The sequence below is a fragment of the Paenibacillus sp. JT22N12 genome (genome assembly GCF_056269365.1).
In genome coordinates, this window is sequence record NZ_JBWDNU010000005.1 from 62,942 (window position 1) to 82,092 (window position 19,151).

General features: G+C 50.8%; 16 protein-coding genes. 7 read left to right on the forward strand and 9 right to left on the reverse strand.

Annotated features, from left to right (window positions below):
• Positions 1-196: 196 nt before the first annotated feature.
• Together AC0YOA_RS19665 and AC0YOA_RS19670 are read left to right on the forward strand one after the other, a co-directional pair.
• Positions 197-1,774, forward strand: coding sequence for an MDR family MFS transporter (locus AC0YOA_RS19665; protein ID WP_475788034.1), 1,578 nt, complete (start codon positions 197-199; stop codon positions 1,772-1,774).
• A 5-nt stretch (positions 1,775-1,779) separates the two neighbouring features.
• Positions 1,780-2,424, forward strand: a complete 645-nt coding sequence (locus AC0YOA_RS19670) for a PadR family transcriptional regulator (RefSeq protein WP_475788035.1) — start codon at positions 1,780-1,782, stop codon at positions 2,422-2,424.
• 49 nt (positions 2,425-2,473) lie between these two features.
• Here the strand turns inward: AC0YOA_RS19670 and AC0YOA_RS19675 are convergent, their stop codons facing one another.
• The 7 genes from AC0YOA_RS19675 to AC0YOA_RS19705 all read right to left on the reverse strand — a co-directional run bounded on the left by AC0YOA_RS19675 (position 2,474) and on the right by AC0YOA_RS19705 (position 10,169).
• A complete protein-coding gene (locus AC0YOA_RS19675) occupies positions 2,474-3,343 on the reverse strand; it encodes a sugar phosphate isomerase/epimerase family protein (RefSeq protein WP_475788036.1) in 870 nt (289 codons plus the stop codon).
• A complete protein-coding gene (locus AC0YOA_RS19680; RefSeq protein WP_475788037.1) occupies positions 3,343-4,335 on the reverse strand; it encodes a Gfo/Idh/MocA family protein in 993 nt (330 codons plus the stop codon). The genes AC0YOA_RS19675 and AC0YOA_RS19680 overlap by 1 nt, the downstream gene beginning before the upstream one ends.
• Before the next feature lie 519 nt (positions 4,336-4,854).
• The gene (locus tag AC0YOA_RS19685) at positions 4,855-6,039 is read right to left on the reverse strand and encodes a Gfo/Idh/MocA family protein (RefSeq protein ID WP_210044878.1); all 1,185 of its coding nucleotides are present in this window, start codon (positions 6,037-6,039) and stop codon (positions 4,855-4,857) included.
• A gap of 32 nt (positions 6,040-6,071) precedes the next feature.
• A complete protein-coding gene (locus AC0YOA_RS19690; protein ID WP_475788038.1) occupies positions 6,072-6,893 on the reverse strand; it encodes a sugar phosphate isomerase/epimerase family protein in 822 nt (273 codons plus the stop codon).
• Between the two features lie 20 nt (positions 6,894-6,913).
• The gene (locus AC0YOA_RS19695; RefSeq protein ID WP_475788039.1) at positions 6,914-8,215 is read right to left on the reverse strand and encodes an ABC transporter substrate-binding protein; all 1,302 of its coding nucleotides are present in this window, start codon (positions 8,213-8,215) and stop codon (positions 6,914-6,916) included.
• Between the two features lie 161 nt (positions 8,216-8,376).
• Positions 8,377-9,219 (reverse strand): carbohydrate ABC transporter permease, encoded by an 843-nt coding sequence (locus AC0YOA_RS19700; protein WP_210044875.1) that lies wholly within the window; start codon positions 9,217-9,219, stop codon positions 8,377-8,379.
• A complete protein-coding gene (locus AC0YOA_RS19705) occupies positions 9,216-10,169 on the reverse strand; it encodes a carbohydrate ABC transporter permease (RefSeq protein WP_475788040.1) in 954 nt (317 codons plus the stop codon). Before AC0YOA_RS19705 ends, AC0YOA_RS19700 begins: the two co-directional genes overlap by 4 nt.
• Before the next feature lie 120 nt (positions 10,170-10,289).
• Between AC0YOA_RS19705 and AC0YOA_RS19710 the strand changes: the two genes are divergently transcribed.
• The 4 genes from AC0YOA_RS19710 (at position 10,290) to AC0YOA_RS19725 (ending at position 15,973) form a co-directional block, all read left to right on the forward strand.
• The gene (locus AC0YOA_RS19710; RefSeq protein ID WP_475788041.1) at positions 10,290-11,549 is read left to right on the forward strand and encodes a response regulator; all 1,260 of its coding nucleotides are present in this window, start codon (positions 10,290-10,292) and stop codon (positions 11,547-11,549) included.
• A gap of 26 nt (positions 11,550-11,575) precedes the next feature.
• Positions 11,576-13,363: a cache domain-containing sensor histidine kinase gene (locus AC0YOA_RS19715; protein WP_475788042.1), complete on the forward strand. Its 1,788-nt coding sequence runs from the start codon at positions 11,576-11,578 to the stop codon at positions 13,361-13,363.
• 51 nt (positions 13,364-13,414) lie between these two features.
• Complete coding sequence (locus AC0YOA_RS19720; protein WP_475788043.1) at positions 13,415-14,521, forward strand: glycoside hydrolase family 88 protein; 1,107 nt, start codon at positions 13,415-13,417, stop codon at positions 14,519-14,521.
• Between the two features lie 420 nt (positions 14,522-14,941).
• Entirely contained in the window at positions 14,942-15,973 is a 1,032-nt protein-coding gene (locus tag AC0YOA_RS19725) for a YheC/YheD family endospore coat-associated protein (RefSeq protein WP_475788044.1), read from the forward strand.
• Between the two features lie 217 nt (positions 15,974-16,190).
• Here AC0YOA_RS19725 and AC0YOA_RS19730 read toward each other — a convergent pair whose 3' ends face one another.
• The gene (locus AC0YOA_RS19730; protein ID WP_475788045.1) at positions 16,191-17,039 is read right to left on the reverse strand and encodes a BclA C-terminal domain-containing protein; all 849 of its coding nucleotides are present in this window, start codon (positions 17,037-17,039) and stop codon (positions 16,191-16,193) included.
• A gap of 312 nt (positions 17,040-17,351) precedes the next feature.
• Positions 17,352-18,086, reverse strand: coding sequence for an alpha/beta fold hydrolase (locus tag AC0YOA_RS19735; RefSeq protein WP_475788046.1), 735 nt, complete (start codon positions 18,084-18,086; stop codon positions 17,352-17,354).
• A gap of 102 nt (positions 18,087-18,188) precedes the next feature.
• Here AC0YOA_RS19735 and AC0YOA_RS19740 point away from each other — a divergent pair, with 102 nt between their 5' ends.
• Positions 18,189-19,139 (forward strand): helix-turn-helix transcriptional regulator, encoded by a 951-nt coding sequence (locus AC0YOA_RS19740; RefSeq protein WP_475788047.1) that lies wholly within the window; start codon positions 18,189-18,191, stop codon positions 19,137-19,139.
• Positions 19,140-19,151: the final 12 nt, after the last annotated feature.

A 19,151-nucleotide genomic window follows, 5' to 3' on the forward strand; every position in this document is an offset into this window, starting at 1 on the left:
TGGCCTTGGCCGTTTCTTCATTATAGAAAAGTAAACATGAATCGCGCAATACTCCGTAGCTCGCCCGCCAGAGAATCAAAATATATTTATTGTAAATCGATCCCACCCATTGATTTTTACTCAAATTTGAGTAAAATAGGTGAAGGCAATTCAAATTTGAGTACATAGGGGACTCAGCAGGGGAAGGAAGTTATTAATGGACGCCAAAAAAAGCAATACGAAACTGGTTATTGCCGGTTTGCTGCTTGGTCTGTTTATGGCCGCACTCGATCAGACGATCGTTTCCACAGCCATGACAAAAATCATTCAGAAGCTTGGAGGGCTGGATAAATTCGTCTGGGTCTACTCCGCCTATATGATCGCGATGGTTGTTTCAACACCGATTTTCGGCAAGCTGTCCGACATGTACGGCCGGAAACGGTTTTTCTTATCCGGTTTGTTGTTATTCATGGTGGGCTCGATTCTATGCGGTACGGCTACCAACATGGATCAGCTCATTATTTATCGTGCCATTCAGGGGATTGGCGGCGGCGCTTTGATGCCGATTGTCTTCACTATCATTTATGATTTATTCCCGCAGGAGAAGCGCGGCAAAATGATGGGACTTTTCGGCGCGGTGTTTGGCGTCTCCAGCGTATTCGGCCCTATCATGGGCGGACTGATCACGGATAATATCAGCTGGCGCTGGATATTCTACATCAATGTGCCAATCGGCATTCTTGCTTTTCTGTTTATTTTCCAGGCTTATCACGAGTCCAAGAATCACCGCAAGCAAAGCGTGGACTGGGTCGGCGCTGTTCTTCTGACAGGAACTATTCTGTGCCTCATGTTCGGACTAGAGCTTGGCGGATCTGAAGGCTGGGCATGGGGATCGTGGAATACGGTCTCGTTATTCGTGGCCTCAGGCGTGCTCCTCGTTATCTTCCTGCTGGTAGAGAGAATCGCCAAGGATCCTATTATCCAGCTCAGCCTGTTCAAGAAACGGTTGTTTACGAGCAGCATGATGATCAGCCTGCTGTATGGCGGCGTCATGATCGCCGCTGCGACGTATATCCCGATCTTTATTCAAGGGGTATTCCACAAGACGGCTACGGAAACGAGCTCCGTGCTTACCCCGATGATGCTGGGCGTTGTCGCCAGCAGCCAGATCGGCGGACGGATCGTCAACCGATTCCGGTACCGCGATGTCATGATCGTCTCGGCCCTGTTCCTGCTGATCGGCACATCCTTGCTCGGATTCGCGATGGATACCTCCACCAGCCGCCTCGTCATTACGTTGTTCATGATCGTTGTCGGACTTGGCATGGGCGTATCCTTCTCGCTGCTCAATATCTCGACGCTTAATGCGGTGCCGCCCCAATACAAGGGCTCCGCTTCATCTTTGATCACATTCTTCCGGACGATCGGCTCCGCACTTGGTGTAACGGTATTAGGAGCGCTGCAAAAGCATGCCTTTCAAACCGGAGTTACGGAAATTCCGGATCTTGATCCCGGAATGGCCGCTCAGATCAAGGGAGGACAGGCGCTTCTGGATCCAACCGTCCAGGCCCAAATGGGGTTGTCTCCGGAGCTTGTCAACACGCTTCTGGGCAAGCTTGCGGATTCCATCATCTTTATCTTCCAGTGGTCCGTTATTCTGCCGATACTTGCCCTGGTATTCGTTTTCCTGATGGGCCGTGCGCGGCTGGAAACCAACAAGAGCGCCCAGCCAAGCCCCTCCGGGCAGCAGGGTGAAACGGCTGTAAAACCGAATCCTTCCTTAAAAAGAGGATAATTGCGATGTCGATGAAGCTGCTTATCCTGGGACTGCTGATGGAGCGCGACCGGCATCCTTACGAAATCCGCCAGACGATCAAGCAACGGAATTGGAACGAAAGCTTCAAGCTTCGGGATGGTTCACTGTATTACGCAGTGGATCAGCTGCGCGGGGATGGTCTGATCGAAGCCGCCGAGATTGTCTCCGTACCTGGCGACAACAGACCGGACAAGACGATATACCGGATTACAGAATCCGGCAAATCGTCGTTCGAAGAGCTTCTGTACGCGCAGTTCAATCAAATTTCATATCCGCAGCATCCGCTGTTTCTGACACTGCCATTCGTCCGTTACGGGAATCCGCAGAAGGTCGAAGCCTTGATTGAGAAGCAAATAGCCCACTGTGAGGCCAGGATCCAGAGGATGCAGGTGGTGCTGAAGCTGAAGCAGACTTTCCTTCCCAGAGGCTCCGAGCTTATGATTCAAGGCTTTATCCAATTTAGTGAAATCGAGAAAAAATGGCTGGGCGAGATGCTGAATGATGCCCGCGAAGGGACACTCTTCACCGGAGTAAAAATGTCTCTGGAAGAGATTCAAGCCTATCTTGAGTCGCTTGCGGAAAACGGGGACATGGAACCGCCATTCTCACTTGAGTACAGAGAAAAATAAAAAACGACCGCTTTCCGGTGTACTGATCCGGGAAGCGGTCGTTTTGATTTTATCGGAAATACTTCGACAGATGCTCGGCGGCTTTCACGATACCGAGCCGCTCCGCTTCAAGCGAGCCCCAGTAGCGGTGGTCCTCCAGCTCGATGCTGACCGCTCCCTTATACCCGATACGATCGAGACGGACGGCGACTTTACTCCATTCCACCTCGCCATGCCCCGGTATAGTGTACCGCCATGAGCCTTCCGAGAATGCGTATTTCGGACCAAAGGTTGCAGGAAGAACTCCGCATTCATACAGCTCGTTATGCAGAATTTCCGTATCCTTGCCGTGGCAGTGAACAATGCGGTCCCCGAATTCCGTAAGCGCGCGGAGATAATCAATCCCCAGCCGCACCAGATGCGAAGGGTCATAATTCAGTCCGAAATGCCTGGAAGGAATGGCTTCGAACATCGCCCTCCACATTTCCGGCGTACAGCCAAGCGTCGGATAATGCGGCGCGGGTCCCGGCCACCCTTCGATTGCCATATAGATGCCGGTCTGCTCCGCGTGGCGGACCAGCTCCGGGAAGGTATCCTTCCATATCGCAAACCCTTCCTTGCGCGGAAGCGCAAGATCCTCGGGCACCAGACACATGAACATTACGCTTCCACCCAGCTCCGAAATTGCGCTCATCTGCTGCTTGACCGATTCCACCGCATCTCCCCGCACGGCTTCATCCCGGCTTAACAGCTTCGACGTCTGCTGGGCATCGACTGAGCCAATGCCAATACCAGCCTGCTCGCATGCCTGCTTAATCTCCGGAGTCAGCTGCGGAACATCCAGAATATCCAGTCCAGCCTCTGCCGCCCACCTGGCGGTCTGACTGATTCCTTCCGCACCGATCTTGGGCGGGATACGCATGCCGATTTGATAACTCATCAGGCGGTTTCCTCCTCTTGTATAAGCGCTGCATCCGGCACATAACCGGCTGCCTGATAGATCATTTCCGACAACTTGACAACCTTGAGGGCGAACTCGCCTGGAACGAGCACTTCATGACGACCCAGAATCGCGTCGATGAAGCTTTTGTCCTGATTGGTGGTTGGCTGCGGCAGATCCGGAACAATCGCTTCCTGCTTCAAGCGGCGCAGGGTGATCTTGCCGTTGTCGTAGAAAATCCCGCCGTCCTCCCCGCAGAAGACGAAGGTCTCATGCCAGCAGGGGGCAAAGCCGACCAGATTCAGACCCGCCACAGCACCCTCCGCAAACCGGATGGAAGTGAATGTATCGATCTCCACCGGCGCGCCATGCATATGCAGCTGCGGCTTTACATCCACAGGGGTAAGACCGGTGGTCCAGAGCAGCACATCAATAATATGGCTGCCGGAATCCATCAGGAAGCCGCCGCCGGATAACGCCGGGTCCTGCCTCCAGGAGCCCGGTGTCCCCTGGCGCCATTCCTGATAGAGCGAAGCGGTGACGGAGGTCAGCTTGCCGATCTCCCCGCTTGCGATGGCATCCCGGATGTATAGAAATTCAGGCTGAAAATGGCGCTGGTAGGAGACCTGCATGATTTTGCCCGACTGCTCGGCCGTGCGGATGAGCAGCTCTGCCTCCGCGGATGAGCAGGTCATCGGTTTCTCGATCAGCACATGCAGACCTTTGTTCAGAACGTCATTGGCCTGTTGAAAATGCAGCGTATGCGGAGAGCAGATCACGACCGCATCCAGCTCCGCCTGCTCCAGCATTTCCTCATAATCGGAGAACAGGCCCGCATCCTGCAAGCCGTATTTCTCCACAAAAGCATTCCGGTTCACTTCGCTCGTATCCGCAAGAGCCGTTATTTGGACTTCCGACAGCTGCAACAGCTGTCTGGCATGCCATCCGGCTATGCCTCCCGTGCCGATGATTCCCACCCGAACTTTGCTCATAACTAAGTACCTCCCATAATGAAATGCAATGCATAATCATGTTATCAGGCCAACTCAACCAAAATTGCCGGATTATTCACAACACTCTCATTATAGAATTGTAAGCGCCTTCTAGCAATCCAAAAAACCGCCAGCTTTTTCAATCCCGCTGGCGGTTTATCATAGTTTTTGAACGGGTGCGTCACTACAAGTCCGGTGATTAACTGGCGGAGCAGGCGGAAATAGTCTGGAGGAGCGTGAGCTGAAAGCTTTCGCTAGAAAGCTGCTTCGCAAGCATCCACTTACGACCTTTGTACCCCGAATTTAACAATAGGGTTCAAAACCAATCACATTTATACCGCGATTGGTTTTGAACCAGGGTGGCAAAGCGATCCACGGTGTTTATTGTGGATTGCTTTGCACCAGAGGTATCCAAAATAAAAAATTCAGGGGTACAACAGCTCCTCGACAAGTGGCAAGCGGCTAACTCGCTTGTCACACTTGCGAGTATCGGAAGACGTTTCCGCATGCGCAGCCCGTCTAGACGGAGAAAGACTTCGATATATCCGCTTCTACATTTTCCTTCACCTGCTTGGTGAACTTGGAGGACTTGATCAGCTCCTGCAGCTTGCTTTCATATTCATCCGCGTCGAACGGAAGCTCAATCATCGCTTTCTTAAAGGAAGAAAGCATGATGCCGTTGCCGAGGGTCAGCCCCTTGACCCCTTCCTCGCCGTGGGCAATCAGGTCTCCCCCTCCGCTTAGAATGGCATTGAAGAACTTGTCGGCGACAACGCGGTGTCCGGTTGGCACATTGGTTTTGACCGGAATTTCCGTATACCAGCTTTCCACATTGCCGAAGCCGCTCTGGGACTCCCGCAGATGCTGGAGCATGGAAATACGATTTTTATATAATACGAGCTTCTCGTTCTCATAAATCAGCTTGCCGTTCTCCCCCACGATTTCGAAGCGGTTGGTTCCCGGGGATTCCGCCGTGGTCACGATAAAGTGGCCGATCATGCCGTTGTCATGCTCGAAGTAGGCGGTCACTTCATCCTCGACTTCAATATTATGATATTTGCCGATATGGGCGTGGGCGCTTATCCGGGCCGGAAGGCCGAACAGCCACTGGTACATATCCAGATTATGCGGACACTGATTCGTCAGGATGCCTCCGCCCTCTCCGGCCCAGGTTGCCCGCCAATCCCCGCTGTCGTAGTAGATTTGCGATCTGAACCATGCCGTGTTAATCCAGGTCACCCGGGTCAGCTGCCCGAGTTCTCCGCCGTCCACGATATCCTTCAACTTCTTGTAGAATGGCAGAGTGCGCTCTTGAAACATGATTCCGAATAACTGGTCCGGGTTACTTGTCTTAGCCTTCTGATAGGCCGCGATCATCTTGTTGGCATCATTGACATGGACGGCGATCGGCTTCTCGCACAGCACATGGAGCCCGCGCTCGAAAGCTTCAATCGCGATCGGGGTATGATCATAATGAGGAACCGCGATAATGACGGCTTCAAGCCCGGATTGTTCAAACAGCTCCTTATGGCTGTAATAGGCGGCCGTATTCGCTTCAGCGGCAAACCTGTCCGCCACTTCCTTCTTAACGTCGCATACGCCCACAAGCTCAACATTATCCATCGTTTGCAAATAGCCGATATGGGTGCGACCAATATTGCCGAGTCCTATTAACCCAACCTTAACCTTCTTGTTCGTACTCATGCTTCCCATCTCCTCCAGTCCTGATATACGGATTAATTCCAAGCCATGGATTCGGCTTCAAGCAGCTTCTTCAACGCTTTGACGGCATGGACAAATCGCCCTGGTCCGTCCTGCTCCGGCAAATATTTGTGCAAATGCGGCTCGATCGAGAGAAAACCGGAGAACCCCGTCTCTTTCAGATTACGGATGAAAGCAATGAATTCTCCGTCTCCATCGCCTGCCGGCACGAAAATCCGCTTTTCCGCCATGGCATCTTTAATATGAACATATTCGAGGTAAGACTGCAATTTAGGCAAGGCATCCGAAACCGGCTTAACACCATTCATGACAAAATTGCCGGGATCAAAAGCCATCCGCAGTCTTGGGCTGCTGCATGCATCCAGCAAATCCAGACACCGCTCGTCGATATCTCCATACACATGGCTTTCATTTTCCAGAAGCAGTGTCACCTGACTCTGTGCGGCAACTTCAATGAGCTGTTTCATCCGGGAAATCACTTCCTCCTTAAAGGAAGACGGCTCCTCCCCTTCGGGAATGAAGTAGGAGAAAATCCGGATATATGGAGCTTCCAGGTAATTGGCAATCTCGCAAGCCCGCCTGATGCTCGCCAGCTCGACGGAAAAATCATCGCGGATCCCGTATTTGCCCACGGGCGAGCCGATGGAGGAAATTTTGAAGCCGCGTGCATTCAGCCGTTCCTTAACCTTGCCTAATTCCGTATCCGACAGCTTGAGCACATTCTTCCCGTCCACGCCCCGGAATTCAATATGGGATATTCCTTCGGCTTCCATTACATTCATCTGTTCTTCCAGGTCCGGTGAAATTTCATCGGCAAAACCGGTAATCGTCAGCAAGGCGGACATCTCCTCTATCCTTAATTTTCGTATTCGGACGCTTTACTCTTCAAATCATCAAAGGCCTGCTCCGGCGTTGTTTTGCCGAACATCAAGGACTCGGTGATTGAAGTGTACTCCTTGGATTCAAAATTGATCCATCCCTTGGCCCCAGGGTTGAACGGCTGCGCTCCCGGAGTGGCTTTCTCGATCATTTCCACCGTCAGTTTATCTGCAGGAGTAAACTTGGGCTCCAATTCAGCTACGATTTTACTGGATGCCGGTACGCCGCGTGTGGTTCCGGAAATCTCCCCGACTTCGGGGTCATTGATAAACCAGTCGATAAACTTCATCGCCTCCTCTTTGTTCTTGGAGTCCTGGCTTACACTGAAGAAGAAGGTCGCCTTGAGCCAGCTGCCTGCTTGCTCGCTTTTGGGCATGGCGGAAACGCCTATACTGCCGGGCTTCAAGCTCTCCCACGAGGAGGCTTGGGCTGCATGAGCATTTCTGAAAATAATTCTTCCGTTGATCATAAGATCAAGCTTGGGATCCAGCTCTTTATCGCCAACTTGCACATCCGGCGGGGGGACAATGCCTTCTTTTCTAAAGTCACTGAAAAGATTAACCCATTCCAGCCAAGTATCCCTGTCGAAATTGAATTTGCCATCCATCGTAATCGGGAGGCCTTTTCCTTTGCTCAATTGATAGGAATAATAAGCCTCTTTACTGGATGTTCCATCCTGCATGACGTATTGATCTTTGCCAAGCTTCGCCTTGATGTCACGGGCCAGCTGGAAATATTCATCCCAGGTGATGCCGTCCTTGAGCTCAAAGCCGAGCTTCTCCAGCGATGCCTTATCATAAATGATGCCCCACGCATTATTGCCGAGCGGTATGGCGGTTTGCTTGCCATTGTACTGACCCGTTTCCGCGAGCTTCGGATCGATATCCGCGATATTGATACTGCTAAGGTCGGCCAATTGGTTTCTTGCATTCCAGTCCGCCAGCCAAGCCGCGTCCATCTGGATAATATCCGGCGTGTTTTTGGCTGCGGCTTGCGTGGTCAGTTTATCAATATACCCGTCGAATCCCGAATATTCCGGTTCAAACGTGACATTCGGATTTTCCTTCGTGTACAAATCGAGAATCTTGAGGGTGGCGTCATGTCGGGGCTGGGATCCCCACCAATTAATGCGAAGCTTCACCGGCTTGCTGCCAGTCTCCGCCGGTTGATTGTTTCCCGTCGATTCCGCTCCCGGCGATGCGCCCCCGCAGGCGGTCAGCGATATTCCCATTACAGCTGTCAGTACCGTGAGAATGATTTTTTTCCGCATTTTCAACATAAACGGCATGTCCCCTTTGATTAGTATTCTACTTGCCTGGCACAACTTCCTGTTTGACTTTTCCGGAAAGTTAAACGCTTACAGCCCCATCATAGCAACATGACAAGCCCATTAATATAATACTAAAACACAATTTGTTTCAATATTGTCAGAATATAGTTCTAACCTTTGATGCCTGAAGTGGCAATCCCTTCAACAAAATGCTTTTGGGCGAGGAAGAAGATAATCGCCGAAGGGATTACGGACACCAGACCCATGGCCAACAGCTGTCCCCATTCCTGGACCGACTGCGAATCATTGAACATGCGCAGCGCCAGGCCAACCGTATATTTATCAACTGAATTAATATAAAGCAAATGGCCGAAGAAGTCGTCCCAATTCCACAGAAAGCAGTAGATGAACACGGTAACAAGCGCCGGTTTTGTTAAAGGAATCACAATTCTCCAATAAATCCCAAACCAGCTGCAGCCGTCGATTTTGGCGGATTCGTCCAGTTCTCTGGGAATCCCTCTAATAAATTGCACAAGCAGGAATACGAAGAATGCGCCCCCCGACCCGCCTGCAAGAGAATGGGGAACAATGAAGGGCAAGTAAGTATTTACCCAACCAAGGCTGTGAAACAGCGTATATTGCGGGATAATCGTCACCTGTCCGGGAAGCATGAGCGTTAGCATCAAAATGGAAAACCAGAAATTGCGAAGCGGAAAATCCAGCCGGGCAAAACCAAAAGCGACAAGACTGCAGGATAGAACGGTCGTTATCAGAATGCCCAGCTCCAGCTGCAGGTTATTGAGATAGAAATCGGTAAAGGAGTGGCCGGGTATGGCGTACCAGCCATCCTTGAAATTGCTCCACAGCGGACTTGCCGGAAACAATCCGGGCAGGCTCATCTCCTGATTCGATTTCAGGGAAGCGCCGACCCACCAGATGACGGGATAAATCATAATCAAGCTGAGCAAAATGAGTCCCAAATGCCTGAACAGGATATTCCGTCTCACGTTCATCGTCTTTTCCTCCCTTCATCTTCATAAAACACCCAATACTTCGAGGTCAGGAATATAAGTGCCGTTGAAGCTACTATAATCAGGAGCATGATCCAGGCAAGGCCCGAGGCATATCCCATTTGAAGCCTGCTGAAAGCGCGTTCATATAGATAAAGCGAGTAGACGTAAGTCGAGTTGGCGGGTCCGCCGTTCGTGATGATCATCGCCGGGGTGAACATTTGGAAGGCTCCAATAATTCCCATCACGGTATTGAAATAGATCGTAGGCGAAAGCATAGGCAGTGTAATCCTAAAAAACTGTCTCACCTTGCCCGCCCCGTCAACAGACGATGCTTCGTACAGATCACCAGGTATCTGCTTCAGCCCGGCAAGGAAAACAACCATGGCGGAACCGAACTGCCAGCCCACGAGCAGCACCAGCGTCCATAACGCCGTATCGGGATTGGTCACCCATCCGGCCCCTTGTATGCCGAATTCGGCCAGTATATTGTTAATGAAGCCTTCTTTTCCGAAAATGTTCTTCCATAGAATCGATACGGCGATGCTTCCTCCAATCAAGGAAGGAAAATAAATCGCCGTTCTGTAAGCTGACATGCCTTTTACATTTTTTGCAAGCAATATGGCCACGAACAAGGCAGCAATCAGTCTTAACGGGGTTGAAGCCGCAACATAAAGGAATGTCACCTTGACCGCTTGTATAAAGCTATCATCTGATGTTAATATTTTGTTGTAATTGCTAAGCCCTACCCAATTAGGCTTTTCAAGGAGGGAGAAATCGGTAAAGGAATAGTAGAGTGACTGTATAATGGGATACAAGGTCAGGCCGAGCAAGCCGACCAGCCACGGCGAAATGAATAAATAGCCGGCAATCGGCGACTCCCAGCGCTTGATCCTGGGTTTGTGGCGCTTGGCCGATGGCAGGGGTATTGTCGATGTCGAACCGTCTTTCATGAAGTCCACCTCATTTACTGTGATTTTCTCTAATTATAGTTTTCATCAGGCTGCAAACCTATGAGGGTATATCACTATTTCTTTCAAATTAGTCCTACATTCTCAGCGGGAGGGATATCCATGTGGAAAATCGCAATCATCGATGATGACCGGCAGGTACTTAAAGGAATGAAGCAGGTGATTCCCTGGAAGGAGATCGGCGCCGAATGGGCGGGAGAAAGCACGAACGGCGCCAAGGGGCTTGAACTGATCCGCCAAACGAAACCGGATATCGTCATTACGGATGTTTATATGCCTGTCATGGACGGGCTGAAAATGATCGAGCAGCTGCGGGAAGAACGCTATGGGGGCAAGTTTCTCATTCACAGCGGCTATTCCGATTTCGAATTTGCCCGCAAGGCATTGAGGCTGAACGTGGAAGACTATTTATCCAAGCCCGTGTCCAGACACACGCTCCGCGAAGCGCTTCAGCGCGTTATCCAGGCGGTCGAGCAGGAGAACCGGCTCCGGAAGGAGCAAAACGAGCTCAAGGAAAAGGTCGGCCTGTATGAGCCGTTAGCCCATAAGGAGTGGCTGAAAACCGCGGTTACGGGCAGCATGGATCACTGGAACAAAGAGCATCCGCTGTTCAGCAGCGGCATTGACCGAAGCCATCTGGTTCTCGGAATTGAAATCATGAGGACAACGCGCATTGCCGAGGTTGGCACTTCCGACCGTTTTCTGTTCCGGTTTGCCATTCAGAACATCATTCAGGAAATTCTGGGCGAAGAAAATCTTTCGTTTGACTTCGTCGAACTGCATGGCTATCATGCGGCATTGATTATACATGTTGATCAGGACGCCACATACGAGGAGCTTAAGGACGGCATTACGACAATCGCCGGGAGAATTATCGAATGCGTGCAAAAGTATCTGTACGTTTCGCTCCGTATCGGTATCGGCGGCCTCAAGAAGCATTGGTCCAAGCTGTCCGATTCATTGGAGGAAGCATTCCATTTTCTGACCCAGGAGGCTTCCGTCATTCCCGCCTCCAGCTTGTACGAATATCACGATTCGGGCAAGCGCTCCCACAAACAGGCTGTCGATTTTATGAAGCAGTATATTCACGAGAACTACACGCGGGAAATCACATTGGCCGAGCTCGCCGATAAGGTGTTTATATCGCGGAATTACTTAAGCTTGATTTTTAAAAATGCTACCGGGGAAACGATCAACAACTACATTATCCGGGTGCGGATGGAGAAGGCCAAAAGCCTGCTGTTGATGGGGACGCTGAAAATTTACGAGATTGCGGAGAGTGTCGGGTACAAGAATATTCCTTATTTCAGTACGACGTTCAAAAAGCATTTTGGTGTCACCCCGGCGGAACTGAGCAGATAAAGTCACTTTTGAGGGTGTGAGAATAAATGAAGCATATATTCAAAAAATATCCGATTTATTATTTGCTGTACGGCGGATTTTCCGGCTTTATGGTCATCCTTCTGGTTGTGGTGATCGGACTTGCTTATTCGCTGTCCGCGCAGGAAATAGTGAAGAACACGTCTTATTATCAGCAAAATGTGCTGAACGAGCTGAACAGCAAAATCGGCATTCAAATGCGTTCGTTCGAGCAGACCTCCCTCGCGGCCTCAAGAAACCCCCTGTTATCAGACTACTCCCAGTCCAATGACAATTATTCCGATCATACCAGGAGCGCGGAGATTGAAGAATTTCTCGCCAATATCACGTATGCTACGCCGATGATATCCTCCATCCAGTTCTACACGAAGAATGCCATTCCCAGCCAATCGCAGACTCCGGTCGTATTTATCGAAGAAGAGAAAGCCAGGAAGGAGATCTGGTACGACTGGGTCCAGAAGGCGGATTTCACCTGGATCGGCGAGCGGATGATCACGCTGTTCAACGGCGAATTTGCCGTTATCAGCTTTGCCCGGAAGGTCTATTCCCCCTCCGGCGAATACAGCGGATTACTGCTGTTGAACATTAAAGCCGCAGCCATTCAGGCTCTGGTCCAAGGGGAGACGGCCGATGCCAACCGCATTCTGCTGGATTCCGGGGGGAGGGCAATTACCTCTATAGGAGACCCGGAGCTCCGGGATAATTTAGGCGATTTTCTTCCTTCCATGAACGACGAATCCGGATATTTAAGAGTGAAGACGGAAGGCTATACGCTGGCCAACGCCAACAGCCATCTGATGGTGTGGTCCAAGCACTTTAATTCGGATTGGACGATCGTGGAATTCACGCCCTGGAAGCAGATTACTTCGAGCAGCGTTCATAATGCGTTTATTTTGTCCCTTGTCGGGATACTGACCATCTTTCTGGCGTTATTCTTCACTTTATTGTTCTCCAACCAGTTTATCAAGCCGATCCGGCTGCTGCTGCATGAGATGGGCCGATACACGACGAATGCCAATAAAGTGAAGCTCCCGGAGGATTATACGAATGAATACGGCGTATTGTTCTCGGGCTACAGAAAGCTGATGGACCGCATTCAGGAGCTGTATCAATCTCTGGAAAATCAGTACAAAAGGCAAAAGAAAGCGGAGATCAAGGCGCTGCAGGCGATGATCAATCCGCATTTTCTCTACAACACCCTGGACCAGCTGAATTGGATGGCCCTTGGGTCCGGTCAGGATAAGATGAGCGAAATACTGGAGCTGATGGGCAAAATGTTCCGGATCGGCTTATCCAACGGGGAAAGCCTGATAACGATCCGCGAAGAGCTTATGCATGCCAGCTGCTATATGCAGATTCAGCAGCTGCGCTGGGAGGAAGGTTTAACCGTGCAGGTCGAGGTACCGGAGCATCTGGAAGGCTTTTATATTCCGAAAATGACTTTGCAGCCCTTTATCGAGAATGCCATTATGCATGGCTTCGACGGAAGAACAGCCGGGAGCATCAGGATCCACGCGGCCAGAGAGCCCTATGCGGAAGCCATTATGATTACGATAGCGGATGACGGAGTCGGGCTCAAAGCGAACTGGAATTCCGACAAGAACGGCAAGACCGGCGGGTATGGAATCCGCAATGTGAAAGAAAGATTCGAGGCCTTCTTCGGGGCGGTCTATGGGATTGAAATCAGAAACAAGGAGCCCGGCGGCGGGGTAGTGGTATTCATCCGGATTCCCTTGCTGAGCAATCAACATGACAATATAGGAACGTTTTCTCACAATCTACCGCCACTTTTTTGATTCTGAAAGCGCTACACTTATCATATAAACCAACCTTTGGAGGTAGAGAGAATGACCCAGTCCTACTGGCAGGAAGTAATAAGCCGTCTTGATGCCAAGATCGGCAATTCGATCGGCAAGCTTGCGGGAACCTATCCTCATTTTGCCGGAGAAGATGGAAAATTCGATAACATTGGCTCGGACTGGTGGACAACCGGCTTCTATCCGGGAATGCTCTGGATTATGTACGACATGACAGGCAAGGAGTGCTACAGGGATGCGGCCTGGAATTATGATCAAGTATTGGAGGAATGGTTCGTCAAACCGACCGAGGAGCTGCACCATGATGTCGGCTTTCAGTTCCTGTCGACCGCCGTTATCAAGCATAAAATGACGGGGGATGCGGACGGCTTCCGGAGGGGCATCGAAGCCGCCAATTTTCTTGCCGGCCGGTATAACCCCGTCGGACGCTTCATCCGCGCGTGGAATGCCGACAGGCATGGCTGGGCCATTATCGATTGCATGATTAATATCTCGCTTCTCTTCTGGGCAAGCAAAGTAAGCGGAGACCCCCGGTACAAGCATATTGCCATTGCGCATGCCGAGACGACCATGGAATATGGCATCCGCGAAGACGGGTCCACAAAACATATTTTGTCCTTCGATCCGGAGAACGGCGGATTCATCGAATCCTTCGGGGGGCAGGGCCATTCAGTGGAATCCTGCTGGAGCCGCGGCGCTTCCTGGGGGCTGTACGGCTTTATCAATACCTACCGGAACACAGGCGATGTACGTTTCCTCAACACGGCCAAACGGATCGCGCATTATTTTATCGCAGCTTTGCCGGAGGATCATGTCCCGTACTGGGATTTCCGGCTGGAGTCGCTGGAAGGTCAGTCAAGAGACAGCTCGGCCGCAGCTATTGCAGCTTCCGGCCTGTTGGAAATCGCGGAAGTCGTGACTGCAGGGGAGAAACAGCTGTACCTCGGAGCAGCCGGGCGGATCCTTCGTTCTCTAACCGAGAATTACGCCACATGGGAACTGCCGGAGCATGAAGCTATTCTGCTCCACGGTACTGGGAGCGGCACCTCTTTCATTGATGTCTCTCTCATATATGGAGACTATTACTATGTGGAAGCAGTCGCCAAATTAAGCGGCTGGAAGCATCGGATTTATTAATCGCTTAAGATGACGGCACACAGCAGGGGCTGGCCGATGCCTGCAGCAGCAATCCTTGGGCTGCAGGCCATCCAGCCGCAATATCTATAACCAAAGGGTTGAGCAGGAGACTTTTACCGCTGCTCAGCCCTTTTTTCTATGTGGTCCCGGAGCCCGGGAGGGCCTGATCATTTACCCATTAAGATGCAAGCTCCTCATAAATGAATACAACTACCTGCATAATATCAAATGCATAAACCATCCGCACAAAACAGCCTTTTCTTAAAGTAGTAGAAAGGCTTTGCTCGAATCAATTTATTCCCAATAGCGGAAAAGGGTGCAAACACATATTTTTGTTCAAGTGTATTGTTGTCCAAGCGTTTCCTTATTTGAGACATACCCTGTTCTTGACAGGCTTTTCGGGAATAGGAGAGATAAAGAATGTACAGAACCGGAACTTTACTCGGCATTATGGTCGCTACCCGCAAAATAAGAAAATCTTCGCTTATCAACTATCTTCGGCACAACACAACCCATTTCAAACTTTTCTGTTTCACACCGGCCGATATCGACTGGCAGCGGAACAGGATTACCGGACTTCACCGCTCCAGAGGCAAATGGGCGATTAGCATATTTCCTTTTCCGAAGGTGATCTACAACCGCTGTTATGAGCTGAAACAAGAGATGATTGAACAACTGGAAGCCGTAATCGGACGAAACAAATGCTTCAACCATATCAATCATCTCAATAAATATGAAACTCACAATCATCTAACCAAGTCGCTTGTTCCTTATCTGCCCGAGACCCTTCCTTTTGACCGGAAGAACGCGGTCGAAATGCTTGCTGCTCATAAACTTCTCTATCTCAAGCCTTGTTACGGCAATAAGGGCAAAGGGGTATATCGTGTAGAACTGAAAGATTCCGGCGAAATCCACATCGGCGAGCATTATATTCAACCCAGTATCATAGCCAGCAATATTCCGCAGTTTCTGGAGAGCGTGCAGACTCTTCTCGGCTCCGAACCGTACATCATACAAAGGGGAGTCCCTACACAGCGATTAGCCGGGAGAATCTTCGACATTCGCGTGCTTGTGCAAAAAAATAAGACGGGCATATGGTCTGTAACCAGTGTAATCAGCAGAGTGGCCTATAAAGGATGCTTTAACACCAGCATATTTGAGAAGATGTGCTCGTCTATAGAGGCGTTCAATTATTTATATCCGCAAGAACAAGCCGGCGCTATTTTAAACCGGATTCATGAGATCAGCTTGCAGGCTGCAAAAACCATCGAGACAAGCAGCGGCCTGCATTTAGGGGAGCTTAGCGTCGATTTGGCGCTGGACAACGATTGTCATCCCTGGATTATTGAAGTAAACGGCAAACCGCAAAAGAGTCTGTATCAAGCTTTCCGCAATAAAAGCACCGTCTATAAGAGGCCATTGGAATATGCCCATTTTCTGCAGAATCGCTGATCCCCATGCTTTAAAGGTATGCGGGTGTCAATATGCCCGAAACGGACTTTCGTTTCCTTGTTTCTTGGCACCTCTTCCGTCTTAAGAGAAGACCGACAGGACTTTTGTAAAGAATGGACAAACCTTCACCCTGAAACCGCATCTCCAAGACAAATCAGCAAAGAAGCAGCTCCGGGAAAAAGAGCTGCTTCCGGCTGTACCTGATCTATTCGCGGGTCTAAGCCAATCTCTTGATAACAACAGAGGCGTTCACGTTGGCTTGCGTGCCTCCTGCCAGCGACTGAAGGGTAACTGCGGCAGATGAGCTATGATTGCGCAGCGTGAGCACATCGCCGGAAGCCAAAGCGATTATAGCCTGCCCGTTGTTTTGCTGCGTGCCGGCACCGGAGCCGTATATAGTTCCGGCAACCAGAGCCCCATTCAGGAATAGTGCGAACTGGTTAGGCTCCACACCCGACACGGAAAAAGTAACCTCATAGGTACCCGCATCGGTAACTGCGATCTGAGTTGTTCCGGGGGCATGCGTAATTCCAGGCGTCAGAAGACCATTCGTATCGAAGATAACATCCGCCTCTATAGGAACCACTCGGGATGCCAGGTTATAAACATACCCGAACTGGGAAATCCCTCCGGCAGGGCCTGTAGCTCCTGTTGCTCCAACAGCACCCACGCTTCCCGCAGCTCCTACACTGCCTGCAGCGCCTACAGTGCCCGCGGCGCCTACGCTTCCCGCGGAGCCTACTGTGCCTGCGGGGCCTACCGCACCTGCGCTGCCTACACTGCCTGCCGTACCAACAGATCCGGCAGCTCCTACGTTGCCTACTGAACCGGCAGATCCTACACTGCCTGCTGTGCCTACATTGCCTGCAGCTCCTACATTGCCTGCAGCTCCTACACTGCCTGCGGCCCCTACCGCTCCGGCAGCACCTATATCAGCTCCTTGAGGAAGATTGACAACCACCACTTGCTTTTTGACGACGATTTTCTTGCAGCAGCAATTTTTCTTCGGGCGACGGATTTTTCGCTTGACTGTTTTCTTTTTACAGTCTTTTTTTGGTTTTATCACAGGACAACCCAATTCACACACACCTCCAGTTAGATTTGATGTATAGTACTCCATCGATCTATCGAAGGCATGGACATTTGTCTTACAGCTCATAGACTCCTATCTATTTCTATTGAAAATAGGCGTTTGTACAAGGTACATTCATCCGTAAAGTACATAAAAGTGTTTATCTATCCCGGCACGACTATTTTAATAGAATCATATACTACCAACGGGACAACTCAATAAAGCATCTCAACAAACCCTCCTTTATGAACATAAGTGAGGGTTCTTTTTTGTCCAGGCGGCATCCGGTTGCGGTGTGCTCCCCTTTTATTGGAGGGGCAGCTTCGCCAAAAAGGTCTGCAGCGCAAGGCGCAATCCGTCCGGATCGCTGAGCATTGGCAGGTGGCCTGTGTTCAAGCTGGCAATGTGCTCAGGGGTAAAGTTTGCAATCATTTTGTCCTGCTGAGCCTTACTGAGCTCTCTATCGTTCAGCAGTTTAATATACAGCTTCGGCACCGGAGGAATATCCGCATTTGATCGGTCCGTGTAGACGCGGACCGATTCCGGGACAAACTCCCGCACAACCTCTGCCGCCTGTTCCGGCGACAAATCATTGCATAAACCCGAACGGATGGCAGATTCGGGGGGCCGTGTGCCCAGCTTTCGCAGCAGGATGGACATGAGAAGACGTTTGGGGAATGGCAAAATGGAAAGAAAGGACCCGCCATTCCCGGGGATTGCCGCTCCGACGGCCGCGAATCCGGCCAGACGCCCGGACAACCCCGCGGCAGCCTTCAGAGCGGGAATTCCCCCGAGCGAATGGGCCACAATAATGAATTTTTTTACTTCCCATTCCTCTATTTGTTCCCGGATATAGGCCGTATAATGATCCAGTGAAAGTCCTTGCGCTGTTTCGTTATTGCCGCCGCGCAGCGGGAAGTCAACCAATAAACAGGGATTTTCCAATCCTTCAACGACCTGCTCCCAAATTCCGCGATTCAGGCCCGCACCATAAATAAAGACCAAACCGATCCTGTCTTCGGATTGTTGTTTAACGTTCATCCTGATTCCCCCTCCAGTTGATATCCTTTGTAGAGATCTTACCGTATAAACCGGTCAATTTCTGTCCTATTATTATGGTAAAATAAAAAAAACGGAGAGGGGATGGTATTTGTGTTAAAGGCGCAGCGTCTTATCCGGCTTATTATGATAATTAACGCCAAAAAATCCTTTACCGTTCAGGAGCTGGCTGATGAATTCGGACTGTCCTACCGGACGATAACCCGCGATTTGCTAGAGCTCAGTGAGCTTGGCGTCCCCATCTATTCCGTCCAGGGGAGGGGAGGCGGCTATAAGCTGCTGCAGGACCGGATACTGCCGCCGATCGCATTCACGGAAAGCGAAGCGGTGGCCCTGTTTTTCGCCTGCCAGTCCCTGCAGTATTTCGGCTCCTTGCCTTTTGACGAGGGAGCAAGCTCCGCGCTTCACAAGTTTTATCATTACCTGCCTGCTGACGTCAAGGAACAAATAGACCGTTTGCAAAACAAAGTGGCCATCTGGAGCCCTCACCGCAGAATGTCTCCGGACTGTCTGCGAACACTGCTGCAGGCCATCATGATCCGTAAAGTGGTGACGATCGAATACAGCTCGCGCAGCGGCACGACAGAGCGGAATATTCAGCCGATCGGCCTCTATTCGAGCGATGGCTACTGGTATTGTCCCGCTTACTGTATACTGCGCAGCGAGCAGCGATTGTTCCGTGCAGACCGGATTCTCTCTGCCACCTTGAACGATGCCATACCGTGGTCGGATGATGTGGAGCAATGGAATCTGCAGAATACGCCTGAAAAAAGCCAGTCGGAGCAAACTTCTCTGACCATCGAGCTCACTCCCAATGGTGTGTGGGCGCTCGAAACGGATATCTGGTTCGGTTCTGCCCTTGAACGCCGCGAAGACGGCAGCGGCACGGCAACTATTTTGGTCCCTGTTGAAAATCTGAAGTTTTATGTGGATCTGATCTGGAAGCTGGGGAGAGACGCCAGGATTCTGTATCCCGCTCAGGCCATAGCGTATACGAAACAAAAGCTCCAGGCCATGAATTCGCAATATCTCTGATTGCTATACAGC

What these genes read in the sequence shown, in the direction of transcription:
- AC0YOA_RS19665 (WP_475788034.1), top strand. Translation starts at nt 197, where the DNA reads ATGGACGCCAAAAAAAGCAATACGAAACTGGTTATTGCCGGTTTGCTG.
- AC0YOA_RS19670 (WP_475788035.1), top strand. Translation starts at nt 1,780, where the DNA reads ATGTCGATGAAGCTGCTTATCCTGGGACTGCTGATGGAGCGCGACCGG.
- AC0YOA_RS19675 (WP_475788036.1), bottom strand. Translation starts at nt 3,343, where the DNA reads ATGAGTTATCAAATCGGCATGCGTATCCCGCCCAAGATCGGTGCGGAA.
- AC0YOA_RS19680 (WP_475788037.1), bottom strand. Translation starts at nt 4,335, where the DNA reads ATGAGCAAAGTTCGGGTGGGAATCATCGGCACGGGAGGCATAGCCGGA.
- AC0YOA_RS19685 (WP_210044878.1), bottom strand. Translation starts at nt 6,039, where the DNA reads ATGAGTACGAACAAGAAGGTTAAGGTTGGGTTAATAGGACTCGGCAAT.
- AC0YOA_RS19695 (WP_475788039.1), bottom strand. Translation starts at nt 8,215, where the DNA reads ATGTTGAAAATGCGGAAAAAAATCATTCTCACGGTACTGACAGCTGTA.
- AC0YOA_RS19700 (WP_210044875.1), bottom strand. Translation starts at nt 9,219, where the DNA reads ATGAACGTGAGACGGAATATCCTGTTCAGGCATTTGGGACTCATTTTG.
- AC0YOA_RS19705 (WP_475788040.1), bottom strand. Translation starts at nt 10,169, where the DNA reads ATGAAAGACGGTTCGACATCGACAATACCCCTGCCATCGGCCAAGCGC.
- AC0YOA_RS19710 (WP_475788041.1), top strand. Translation starts at nt 10,290, where the DNA reads ATGTGGAAAATCGCAATCATCGATGATGACCGGCAGGTACTTAAAGGA.
- AC0YOA_RS19715 (WP_475788042.1), top strand. Translation starts at nt 11,576, where the DNA reads ATGAAGCATATATTCAAAAAATATCCGATTTATTATTTGCTGTACGGC.
- AC0YOA_RS19720 (WP_475788043.1), top strand. Translation starts at nt 13,415, where the DNA reads ATGACCCAGTCCTACTGGCAGGAAGTAATAAGCCGTCTTGATGCCAAG.
- AC0YOA_RS19725 (WP_475788044.1), top strand. Translation starts at nt 14,942, where the DNA reads ATGTACAGAACCGGAACTTTACTCGGCATTATGGTCGCTACCCGCAAA.
- AC0YOA_RS19735 (WP_475788046.1), bottom strand. Translation starts at nt 18,086, where the DNA reads ATGAACGTTAAACAACAATCCGAAGACAGGATCGGTTTGGTCTTTATT.
- AC0YOA_RS19740 (WP_475788047.1), top strand. Translation starts at nt 18,189, where the DNA reads ATGGTATTTGTGTTAAAGGCGCAGCGTCTTATCCGGCTTATTATGATA.